Annotated in this window: 9 protein-coding genes; 3 read left to right on the top strand and 6 right to left on the bottom strand. The window is 40.6% G+C overall.

Annotated elements, in window-relative coordinates; all coding sequences use genetic code 11:
* Positions 1-124: 124 nt before the first annotated feature.
* Entirely contained in the window at positions 125-1390 is a 1266-nt protein-coding gene (locus tag AWT60_RS10725; protein ID WP_256928469.1) for a M48 family metallopeptidase, read from the bottom strand.
* Between the two features lie 195 nt (positions 1391-1585).
* Here AWT60_RS10725 and AWT60_RS10720 point away from each other — a divergent pair, with 195 nt between their 5' ends.
* Complete coding sequence (locus tag AWT60_RS10720; protein WP_034282188.1) at positions 1586-1993, top strand: YhfM domain-containing protein; 408 nt, start codon at positions 1586-1588, stop codon at positions 1991-1993.
* An 81-nt stretch (positions 1994-2074) separates the two neighbouring features.
* On the opposite strand, the gene AWT60_RS10715 is transcribed toward AWT60_RS10720, so the two are convergent.
* The 3 genes from AWT60_RS10715 to AWT60_RS10705 form a co-directional block, all read right to left on the bottom strand.
* Complete coding sequence (locus tag AWT60_RS10715) at positions 2075-3628, bottom strand: fatty acid--CoA ligase family protein (RefSeq protein ID WP_218677230.1); 1554 nt, start codon at positions 3626-3628, stop codon at positions 2075-2077.
* 172 nt (positions 3629-3800) lie between these two features.
* Positions 3801-4790: a lipoate--protein ligase gene (gene lplA / locus AWT60_RS10710; protein WP_024425472.1), complete on the bottom strand. Its 990-nt coding sequence runs from the start codon at positions 4788-4790 to the stop codon at positions 3801-3803.
* A gap of 2 nt (positions 4791-4792) precedes the next feature.
* The gene (locus tag AWT60_RS10705; RefSeq protein WP_087977044.1) at positions 4793-5536 is read right to left on the bottom strand and encodes an MBL fold metallo-hydrolase; all 744 of its coding nucleotides are present in this window, start codon (positions 5534-5536) and stop codon (positions 4793-4795) included.
* 156 nt (positions 5537-5692) lie between these two features.
* Here AWT60_RS10705 and yhfH point away from each other — a divergent pair, with 156 nt between their 5' ends.
* Both yhfH and AWT60_RS10695 read left to right on the top strand, forming a co-directional pair.
* Entirely contained in the window at positions 5693-5830 is a 138-nt protein-coding gene (gene yhfH, locus AWT60_RS10700; protein ID WP_008359029.1) for a protein YhfH, read from the top strand.
* A gap of 339 nt (positions 5831-6169) precedes the next feature.
* On the top strand, positions 6170-7459 hold the full coding sequence (locus AWT60_RS10695; RefSeq protein ID WP_218677229.1) for a glutamate/proton symporter GltT: 1290 nt from the start codon (positions 6170-6172) through the stop codon (positions 7457-7459).
* A gap of 33 nt (positions 7460-7492) precedes the next feature.
* Here the strand turns inward: AWT60_RS10695 and AWT60_RS10690 are convergent, their stop codons facing one another.
* Together AWT60_RS10690 and AWT60_RS10685 are read right to left on the bottom strand one after the other, a co-directional pair.
* Complete coding sequence (locus AWT60_RS10690; RefSeq protein ID WP_218677228.1) at positions 7493-8542, bottom strand: M42 family metallopeptidase; 1050 nt, start codon at positions 8540-8542, stop codon at positions 7493-7495.
* A gap of 143 nt (positions 8543-8685) precedes the next feature.
* Positions 8686-10995, bottom strand: a complete 2310-nt coding sequence (locus AWT60_RS10685) for a YhgE/Pip domain-containing protein (RefSeq protein ID WP_041109986.1) — start codon at positions 10993-10995, stop codon at positions 8686-8688.
* Positions 10996-11036 lie beyond the last annotated feature (41 nt).

Raw genomic sequence — 11036 nt, 5'->3', positions numbered from 1 at the left:
CTCGTCCTTCCTAGACTTCAAAGGTTTTCTATCACGCTGAAAAGAAGACAAAGAGCTAAAATAAAAATCATTTTAGCTCTTTGTCAACAATCTAAATCCGGCTGATCCAGCCGGATTTTATTTATTACTGCTTTTTCGGCGTTTTCTCTTTTTCCGCCGCTTTTTCCATATCCATGATTCTCTCCATCATGGTTGGGTGTCCATAGCGGAAGATCTTCACTAAAAACGGTGGATTTACCTGGGACAGCCCTGATTTTGCAAGCTTTTGAAAAGACGTTACGCCTGCCTCCCCGTCTTTTGTCATGTTCACCGCATATTCGTCGGCTGCCCGTTCTTGATGCCTTGACACTGCATTTGTAAATGGTGAAGCTGCAAATGACAGCATCGATACGATGATTAAAAGAAGCGGAAGAGCAGCAATGTCGTGTGACACCTTGAGACGAAATGTGGCTGCTCCTTTTTGATAAAGATAAAAATAAAGACGGTCGATCGCAAATAATCCGGCCAATGACAGCACTAAATATCCTGCTAATCCAATATAGACGTGTTTCATGACGTAATGTCCCATTTCATGCGCCATGATAAATAAAATTTCTTGGTCTTTCAGCTTTTGCAGTGTTGTATCCCACAAGACAATACGCTTATTTTCACCAATTCCTGTGACATAAGCGTTCATCGTATTCGTTTTCTCAGACATATTGACCTCATATACATGATCTGCCGGAATATGCGCTTTGTCTGCCAGCGTTAATATTTTCTTCTCTAGAGCTTGATCCTTTAGTGGATAAAAATTGTTATATAACGGATCAATGACGACCGGCTGTATAAAGAAGAGAAACAGCGTAACTGGGACTGTCAAACACCACGCATACAGCCACCAGCGTTTTCTTCTCTTTTGAATCAGCCAAAAGAACACAATAGCACAAAGGGCAAGAAGCGGATATTGAATCCAAAAATCCAGTGTTTGATCTTTCAACCAGCTTGCCGTACTTTGAGCAGATACTCCGTAGTGCAAAGACAGCTGATAGCCAATCCACTTAATTGGCAATGAAATGATCATTGTTAGAAGTGACAGCACCAACACATACACAAGTTTGCTTAAAAACTTGAAACGAGCTGCTGCCAGGCTCCAGTCTGCTATTTTCCGTGAAAACCCTGAAATGAGCAAAAGGAAAAAGACATACCAATCTAATGGGATGGTTATGAAATACAGCAGATTCCGTATATTCGAGAAATTCTCGCTGATCACAAGCTCATGACTTGTCATAAAGGTATGCGGATCTGCACTTGTCCCTTTTACACTTTCAGGTACCGATGAATCCCCCATTAGAAACAGATACGAATAAATAAAAAGACCGTACAATATGTATGCTACCGTTGCAAGAGCCATCCATTTACGTACTCGCACAGGTCAGCCTCCTTTCCATCCCTCTCTCTATTATAGTCACGCATTTTTTCGTTTAGAACCTGTCTCATGTGGCTCCATCATAGCATGCCCCATCAGAAAAAGCTTTCGCGAAAAAAATGATTATGCGACTCAAAAATCGGAGAAGCTACATGTAAAACAGTAAGTTGGAGGATCAAAATGAAGAAAATCCTTGCAGGAGTTGTGATTTTTGGACTTTTATTAATCACCTTCTTTTATGTGTTCAGCCGTACGAGCGAAATCTTTGATGAGAATCGAGCTGAAAAATTGCTGCTCTCACCTGCGAATGAATCCATCTCTTATGAAATAGATGATAAGGACACAGCAGAAGATTTAATCGAAGAATTAAATAAAGGCAAACAAACAAGCAATCATCTCAAGAAAAATTTAAAAAAGCCCGATTATATCGCCAAGGTGATGTTCGGACGAACAAACGGCACCACCTTCCAGCTTTGGACCAACCGATCACAGGTCGTTTTTTTAGTTGATGGAACGTTTTATGAACTGAATCAAAAACAGTCGAATTCTTTTCAGAGACAGTTAAAAGAAGCCATTCAAAAGAGCTAAAATGATCTTTGAGAGAAAACTTTGAATTGCGAGGGTTTGTCTACATGCGAAGGGAGTCTCCTCATCAGAGACTCCCTTTTTTTATTTACTTTCTTCTGCTTGATACTTTTCTCTTAGCGCTCTTCTTAAAATTTTACCTGTTGTGTTTTTAGGAATATCATCTATGAAATGGATCGTTTGGGGCTGCTTATATTTTGCTAAATAGCGTGAACAATGTGTGATGATGTCTTCTTGATTGATGTGAGCATGTTTCTTAGGGGAAATGTAACAGACGACTGCCTCTCCCGTGTTCGGATCTGGCACACCGATGACAACCGCTTCTGCTACAGCTTCATGTTGATAGAGTACTTCTTCTACTTCTCTTGGATAAACATTATAACCGCCAACAAGAATCATATCCTTTTTCCGATCGACAATATAAATATATCCTTCTTCATCTCTTCTCGCCAAATCGCCAGTATACAGCCAGCCGTCTCTTAGTGCAGCTTCTGTATCTTCTGGCATTTGATAATAGCCTTTCATGATGTTTGGCCCTTTTGCTATCAGCTCTCCGACTTCATTTGGACCGACTTCTTCTCCTAGTTCATTCACAATTTTATTCTTCACATTCATAATGTCAGTCCCGACAGAACCTGGTTTTCTTTTTCCGTCAAGAGGATTGAATGCAGTCACTGGAGATGCCTCTGATAGCCCATAGCCCTCAAGGACCGTAACACCGAATTTTTTCTCAAAGCCATGGAGTAAGGCAACAGGCATTGAGGCACCGCCTGATATACAGATCCTCACGGATGACATCGCTTCCTCATGCCCCTCCTGGCGGTACAAATAGTTATACATGGTGGGCACTCCAACAAATAGCGTTGGCTTCTCTTTTTCCATCATGCGCAAAAGCTCTGACGGGCTGAAATGCGGCAAGACATAAATCGTCGCACCATGAATCAACGGTGCATTCATACAGACTGTTAAACAAAATACATGGAACATTGGCAAAGCGGCGATAACCTTGTCCTTTTTATCAATCGATAAATACTCAGCGACATCTCTGGCATTTGAATAAAGGTTGAAATGAGTCAGCATGGCACCTTTTGGTTTTCCTGTCGTGCCAGATGTAAATAAAATAACAGCAGTATCATCTGGCTGAATGGAAGGATGTACGTTTTCATTCGCAGCACCTGACACAAGTTTTCCAAAGAAAACAAGTCGATCAGATACTTCCTTGAAGCTTGATCTGCACGCCGATTCATTTTCTGCACAAATAATGACTCTTTCAATGGACGGAAGCTGCTCATACACCTGCTCGTAAACTGGCAGAAGCTGTTCAGGCGCCACAATACCTTTCACATCGCCTGTGATGAGCATATATCCAATTTCACTAGGTGTATACGTTGGGTTAATAGGTACAACGACAAGCCCTGCCTTTAATGCGCCAAAAAAAGAAATGACAAAATGCGGTGAATTTCCTAAAATAAGCGCGATATGATCCCCAGCTAGAAACCCTTCGTTGACTAATCCATCTGCAAAACGCTCGATACTTGTCATCAGCTCTCGATAGGTCCACTTCTTTCCTTCAAAGATCAGTGCGGTATTTTCTCCCTTCGTCATCGCCGTCTGCTGAAGATTTTTGATCAAATCCATTCTCCCACCCCTTACATGTCATCAATGAATGAATGACCATTCATTTTATGGCCGAACATTCCTCCTTTCTATTATAATAGACAATCGAAAAAATCCACAAGATCAAATGGAAATCGCTTTCATTTCATTCAATCAAAAAAGCACTGCTATCTCTAGCTGTGCTTTCCCGCAATTAATAAATCAAATCAAGAAAATCCTCTTTTGATACGTTGCCGAAATAGTGGCGCATATCCATATCTTCTAAGACATCACTGATCGTTTTACGATCATATTGCTGTCCGATGAGCCGCTTCTCAATATCGGCAATATCCCCTACGCCAAAGAAATCACCAAAGATTTTGCAATCCTGGATCATCCCTTTTTTCACTTCTAATCGCAAATCAATGGAGCCTGCAGGGAATCTCTTAGAATGCTGCAAATTAAATTTCGGTGAACGGCCGTAGTTCCATTCCCATTTTTGATAGCGATCTCGAGAAATTTCGTGAATCTTTTCCCAATCCTTTTCAGTCAGGCGATATTGAGGCACGTCCCCATTTGTATCAAAAATGTAGCTTAAAAGAATTTTTCTAAATTCTTCTGTTGTCATTTTTTGATCCATCAGTTCACTAATATTGGCAACCCTGCTTCTAATCGATTTGATGCCTTTTGATTCAATTTTTTCTTTTTTCACATTTAAAGCCGAAACGACATGTTCAATTTCTGAATCAAATAGAAGTGTGCCATGGCTGAAAATACGTCCTCTTGTTGCGAACTGGGCATTTCCAGAAATTTTACGTCCATCTGCCATGATGTCATTTCTGCCGCTCAATTCAGCTTTAACGCCCAGCTTTTCAAGCGCTTTGATGACTGGCTCTGTGAACTTTTTAAAGTTATGGAAGCTGTCTCCATCATCTTTTGTGATAAAGCTGAAGTTTAAGTTCCCTTTGTCATGGTAAACTGCACCACCGCCGGATAAGCGGCGCACGACTTTGATTCCGTTGTCTTCCACATACTTTGTGTTGATTTCTTCTATTGTATTTTGGTTCTTTCCGATAATGATCGACGGCTGATTAATGTAAAACAGCAAATACGTTTCTTCTGGATCTAAATATTTTAAGCAATATTCTTCAATTGCCAAATTAATCATTGGATCATAATGTTGTTCGTTATCGATAAACAGCATCTCTATCTTCCTTCCTTGTTCCATCTAAGCCCTGAATGGGCAAGCTGTATACTGCCAGTATATAACGCCTGTGCTTCATTGACTAGGTCTTTATGACGACCAAAATGGGGCAGATGGGTGATGATGAGTTCCCCAACATTTGCTTCCTTTGCAATCTTTCCTACTTCCGTACTGTTCATATGTCCAGCACCTGATCCATCTTGTCCAGCGTAAAAATTGCTTTCGGCAATGAGCAGATCTGCCCCCTTGCTAAATGGAATAAATGCCTCCTGATAGCTTGAGTCTGCTGTATACACGACCACAGCATCTTCTGCCTGAATTCTCATCGCATAGCATTCTGCTGGATGAACCGTTTTCAAAAAATCAATTTGAAAGGGTCCGAGTTGAATCCCTTCTTCCGGCTGATAAGGCTTTGCCTTTGTATGTACATCATCAGAAAGCCGTCCAAATGCTTCTTGATCACCAGTATGTCCATAGATCGGAAGCGGGCCGCTGCTTTTTCCTAAATGATATCCCACTAGCTTCGCATATTGGAGTGGTCCGATATCTGCAATATGATCGTGGTGATAATGAGAAAGGAGAACAGCATCTAGTTCTTCTATATCAATGTATTGCTGAAGCTTTGAAAGAACACCGCTTCCGCAGTCTACAAGAAGACGAAAGCCATTTGATTCAAAAAGGTAGCCTGATGTCGCTTCACCAGCTGCCGGAAACCCTCCATAGCATCCAATTACGGTTAATTTCATCGTCATTTTTCCCTCCTTTTCTAAAAATCCCCTTCTTACAATATACCCATTTTTCATGAAAAAAGCATTCTTCCTGCCTATTGTTACAAAACAGATTGACAATTATTAATCTGTTATAATACAATAATAGCAACAAAACGTATAGGAGGATGACAAATGCTAGGAAAAATCACAGAGTTTTTTAGAAATTTGCCCTCAAAAAAATGCACAAAATGTGGAAATGATTTAATGGAACAGCACGAGTGTTATGGTAATGAATGTGAGGAATGCTCACAAGTAAGTTATCTTAAATAAGGAAATAAATTGAATAAAAAAGCACTTTTTTCCTCCTTCGTCAGTTGGAGTCAAAAGTGCTTTTTATTTTTTCTGAAAAATAGGTAAAAAGGTAAAACCCCTGTCACAAAAGGGTTTTTTAGTATTTTCATATGATGAGTTTTAGTTCTGAAGACACTTTTTATTGACTCGAAGCAATGAAGGGGGTTCTAAATGTCTATTTTTTCTAACAATTTTGTATTTTCTTAATATAATTTTATCGTGGACGAACCTCTTTAATTTTAGTTATACTTTAATTCATATATTAAAACTTAATATGATGGGAATATTCCTTTAATGAATATGTTAGGGAGGAAATCTATGAAAAAATTAAAATTTGGATTGGCTACTCAAATCCTAATCGGTCTTATTCTCGGTGTCGTTGTTGGGGCAATCTTTTTCGGTAACCCAGGTGTCGAGACATACTTAAAACCAATTGGAGACTTCTTCTTAAGACTCATCAAGATGATTGTCATACCAATTGTCGTATCCAGCTTAATTTTAGGTGTTGCAGGTGCGGGTGATGGTAAAAAAGTAGGGAAACTAGGTTTTAGAACCATTCTTTATTTTGAAATTATCACAACATTTGCGATTGTCCTTGGTCTTGTCCTTGCAAACTTTGTACAACCTGGTGCAGGCGTTGACTTTGGACATGCAGAAAAACAAGATATTAGCCAGTATGTTGAAACGGAAAAAGAGCAAAGCAGCAAATCAGTTGCTGATACGTTCCTTCATATCGTTCCAACGAACTTCTTCCAATCATTGGCGGAAGGTGATTTGCTTGCGATTATTTTCTTCACTGTGCTATTTGCACTTGGCGTTTCAGCGATTGGGGAACGCGGTAAACCAGTGCTCGCCTTCTTCGAAGGTGTATCACATGCCATGTTCCATGTCGTCAATATTGTGATGAAAGCTGCGCCATTTGGTGTATTCGCACTCATTGGTGTGACGGTATCAAAATTTGGTCTTGAATCTCTTATTTCATTAGGTAAGCTTGTAGGTCTTGTTTATTTTGCGCTCGCTCTCTTCCTTATCGTTGTATTCGGAATTATCGGAAAGATGATTGGCGTCAATATTTTCAGATTTCTTGCTTACATGAAAGACGAGATGCTTCTTGCCTTTAGTACATCCAGCTCTGAAACAGTTTTACCAAGAGTCATGGATAAAATGGAGCGCATCGGATGTCCAAAAGGGATTGTTTCGTTTGTTATCCCAATCGGTTATACGTTTAACTTGGACGGCTCCGTCTTGTATCAAGCCATTGCAGCGCTTTTCCTTGCACAGGTATATGGCATTGACCTCACGATCGTCCAGCAGCTTACACTAGTTCTTGTGCTGATGGTTACCTCTAAAGGAATGGCTGCCGTTCCTGGTACTTCATTTGTTGTATTACTCGCGACATTAGGAACGATCGGTGTACCTGCTGAAGGTCTTGCATTTATTGCAGGTGTGGACCGTATCATGGATATGGCGCGGACAGTTGTGAACTTAACAGGAAATGCACTTGCAGCTGTTGTCATGTCTAAATGGGAAGGGCAGTATGACCCTGAAAAAGGACATCGTGTGATGACTGGACAAGAGGCACCTGAGCCAACACAGCTTTCAAGTTAATGAAAAAGAACCCCAACTTTCGGGGTTCTTTTTTTATGCTGTAATTAATGGTGATTGAACATAGTAGTAAAGGAGATCCGCTGTATGGACAAGTGAATCTTCATGTGTTCTTTCAAAAGCATGCGAGGAATCTATACCAGGACCAATCAGTCCATGAATGATATCATGCCCTGCTCTAATTGCTGCTGATGCATCAGAGCCATAATAAGGGTAAATATCAAGGCGGTAATCAATATTGTTCTCTTCTGCTAATGCAGCTAAATGCTTGCGTAGTCCATAGTGATAAGGGCCGCTCGAATCCTTTACACAAATCGATACACTGTATTCATCTGTTGATTGACCGTCACCGATCGCACCCATATCTACAGCTAGGTATTCCACTGTTTCTTCTGGAATATTCGAGTTGCCGCCGTAGCCAATCTCTTCATTATTGGAAATTAAGAAATGCGTCGTATGCGGCAATGTGATCTTTTCCTTTTGAATCCGGTGGATGAGCCTCAAAAGCAGCGCAACACTTGCCTTATCATCAAGATGTCTTGATTTAATAAACCCTGAAGACGTCACTTCCACTCTCGGATCAAATGAAATAAAGTCCCCTACTTGAATGCCAAGTGCTTTGATATCGTCTGCATTTTTCACCTTTTCATCGAGACGAATCTCCATATTTTCTTGATCTCGTTTCGCTTTTCCAGCATCCGCATAAACATGAACGGATGTTTGATGCATAAGAATGGTCCCTGTGTATGTATGGCCTGATGCTGTTTCAATTTCACAATATTCGCCTTCAATTGAGTTATATTGAAAGCCTCCAATGAGTGCAAGACGAAGCCGTCCATTTGATTTAATTTCCTTAACCATCGCACCGAGCGTATCAACATGCGCTGTCAGCATGCGGTGTTCTTTGTCATCTGTTCCTTTGATAGTCGCAATTAATCCGCCTTTTCGATTTCGTTTTGTTTCAATATTCAAATCTTGTAAAAAACGTTCAACAAAGCCGATCACTTTTTCTGTATTGCCTGAGGGACTTGGGATTGATACGAGCTTTTGAATCAGCTGAACGGTTTCGTTTACTTCAGTTGTCATTCGGCATTTCCTCCTTTGTCTGAAAGCAATTCCTTCCATGTATGCCTTTTTCAGCATCTCTTCTTAAAATATATCGCTTCAGGTTCGAGATGTCTAATTTCAAATGAAAAATCCTTCCTCTATAAAGAGAAAGGATTCATAGATTAAGCTTCGTCCTGTTTCATTTTTCTTACGTTCCAAGCAAAGTATGCTGTAGTTGCTGCCATCATGATGATCGCAACTGTTCCAAGGATCGCTGCTTGGTGCCATAAATAGCTGTCATCACCGCTTGCAATGATCGTTCTAAATCCGTTGATGGTATACGTCATTGGAAGCAGACTATGAATGACTTGGAAGAATTTCGGCACAAGCTCAAGCGGGAATGTACCAGCACTTGCTGCGAGCTGAAGAACCAAGATAATAACGGCAATGAAGCGTCCTGGGTTCCCCATCGTTGTCGCCAGCAGCTGAATGATCGCTAAGAATGTCAGACTGACGATAATCGCAAAGAGATAGAAGCGCCAGAGGCTTTCCACCTCAAGACCAAGCCCAAAGATGAGCATGGAGCTTGCAATAACTGCTTGCAGGATACCGACAAAGAGGAGCACACTATATTTGCTGAAAAACCATTCAAACGCATTTCTAGGGCGTCCAGCAGGGTCTTTCATTGGGAATACAACAGTGAGCATGAGAGCCCCTACAAAGAGTCCCATCGATAAAATATAAGGTGTGAGCCCTGTACCATAATTATCGATCTTTTTCGCTGTATCATTTTCTGTTTTCACGGGACTCGCAATCATATTGTAATTGTCTTGACCCGCATCAATTTCTCCTGTTTCATCAGCGGCGCTTTTTAATTTATCGGACAGCTTACCTGTACCGCTCTTTAAATCTCCCAATCCTTTATCGAGTGATTTTGAGCCTTCAGCAAGCTTAGATGTGTTGCTTTGGATATTCGTTGAACCACTTTCCAGCTTATTTAACGCTGCACTCAGCTGGCTTGAACCATTGGCAAGCTTATCCGCACCGCTTTTCGCTGTATCAAGCTTTCCATTTGCTGTTTGCAGACCATCTTGTAATTGGCCTTGACCTGTTTGGAGCTTTAGTGCACCTTGATACAATTTATTCGTACCAGATGTCATTTGATCAATCGCATTTTGTATCGCGACTGTAGACGTGTACAGCTGTTCCGTTTTCTTTGGCAGCTGTTTGACTTGCTGCAGCTGAGCTTTTGCAGAAGCAACCGCAGATTGAACCTCACTAGCATCAGGCAGTTCCTGCAAGGCCGCTAAGCTTTGTTCAAGTCCAGACAGATCAGGCAGTTCGATTTTAGGCAGACTGTCAAGCTGATCCATTGCCGCCTTTTTCTCTTCATCTGTCATTGAGCTGTTTTGGATGATGCTTTTTACTTTAGCATCTCGATTCGATAACGCTTCTTTTAATGAAGCAAGTTTTGTACTAAACGTTTTTGCGTCTTTTTTCACCTGATCAAGTTTAGGCGCCATCTTTTCAAGATTCGCTAATTCTGGTGAAGACAAGACTTTTTCTACTGCTTCGATTTTTTCTGAAAAAGATTGTGCTTTGTTGTTTAGCTGCTCAATACCCGCTGTAAATTGCGGCATTTTAGAAGCGAGCTGCTGATGGCCTTCGCGGCTTGTGTTTAACCCTTCAGTCAATGTATCAATCCCTGTACCAAGCTCCCCAAATTTCTGATCGATGGTTTGATAGCCTGTTAAGAGCTGGCCAAGACCGCTGTCAAGAGATTGTATCCCTGTGTTCAATTCACCCATTTTACCAGCAAACTGATGAACACCTTCGCTATAGGTTAATGTTCCTTCAGCCAATTTTGCTAAATTATCCTTTAACTTGTTACTGCCATCTTTTGCACTTTTTGTTCCGTCATCAATTTTCTTCGCACCATCGCTTGCTTGATCTAAGCCTTTTGCAATCGTTTTGAAGTTATCAAAAATGACCTCTGCGTAATTTTTTGTGACTTCCTTTGAAACCGAATCTTTTAATTTGATAATGGCATTATTCGCAATTTGTGACGCCGCATAGTTGGCGCCTGGATTCGTATAATATTTCAGATTCGATTTTTTCGGATGTTTATCAAGGACTGTACTTGCATTTTTCGAGAAATTCTTTGGTATTTCCACGACGAGATAATAATCCTCGTTATTTAATCCCTTCAAGGCTTTTTCTTCACTATCGACAAAGTTCCATTTGAAATTATCATTTTTCTTTAATTCCTTCACTAAATCATCGCCGACATGCAGTGTTTTTCCGTCATAATGACTGCCTTCGTCCAAGTTGACCACCGCTACAGGCAATTGATCAACTGTACCATATGGATCCCAGTACGCTTTTAAAAATACGCCGCTGTAAATCAGCGGAATAAATAAGACAGCGAAAATCGGGATCAGTAGTTTTTTGCTCGTCACAATGTCTTTCCATTGATTCCGAATTAAATTCATTGCTGTTTTCCTCCCATAGATGAATGACTAAATTTAAAATT

The organism is Bacillus sp. F2HM, assembly GCF_019266135.1.
GTDB classification, from domain to species: domain Bacteria; phylum Bacillota; class Bacilli; order Bacillales; family Bacillaceae; genus Bacillus; species Bacillus safensis.
The sequence above is the reverse complement of the archived record's forward strand: the minus strand, read 5'-3'. Positions and strand labels throughout refer to the sequence as shown.

Bases quoted from the DNA above. Each gene is read 5' to 3' on its own strand.
- AWT60_RS10715 (WP_218677230.1), bottom strand. From the start codon at position 3,628: ATGGATTTGATCAAAAATCTTCAGCAGACGGCGATGACGAAGGGAGAA.
- AWT60_RS10685 (WP_041109986.1), bottom strand. From the start codon at position 10,995: ATGAATTTAATTCGGAATCAATGGAAAGACATTGTGACGAGCAAAAAA.
- AWT60_RS10690 (WP_218677228.1), bottom strand. From the start codon at position 8,542: ATGACAACTGAAGTAAACGAAACCGTTCAGCTGATTCAAAAGCTCGTA.
- AWT60_RS10695 (WP_218677229.1), top strand. From the start codon at position 6,170: ATGAAAAAATTAAAATTTGGATTGGCTACTCAAATCCTAATCGGTCTT.
- lplA (WP_024425472.1), bottom strand. From the start codon at position 4,790: ATGCTGTTTATCGATAACGAACAACATTATGATCCAATGATTAATTTG.
- AWT60_RS10725 (WP_256928469.1), bottom strand. From the start codon at position 1,390: ATGGCTCTTGCAACGGTAGCATACATATTGTACGGTCTTTTTATTTAT.
- yhfH (WP_008359029.1), top strand. From the start codon at position 5,693: ATGCTAGGAAAAATCACAGAGTTTTTTAGAAATTTGCCCTCAAAAAAA.
- AWT60_RS10705 (WP_087977044.1), bottom strand. From the start codon at position 5,536: ATGAAATTAACCGTAATTGGATGCTATGGAGGGTTTCCGGCAGCTGGT.
- AWT60_RS10720 (WP_034282188.1), top strand. From the start codon at position 1,586: ATGAAGAAAATCCTTGCAGGAGTTGTGATTTTTGGACTTTTATTAATC.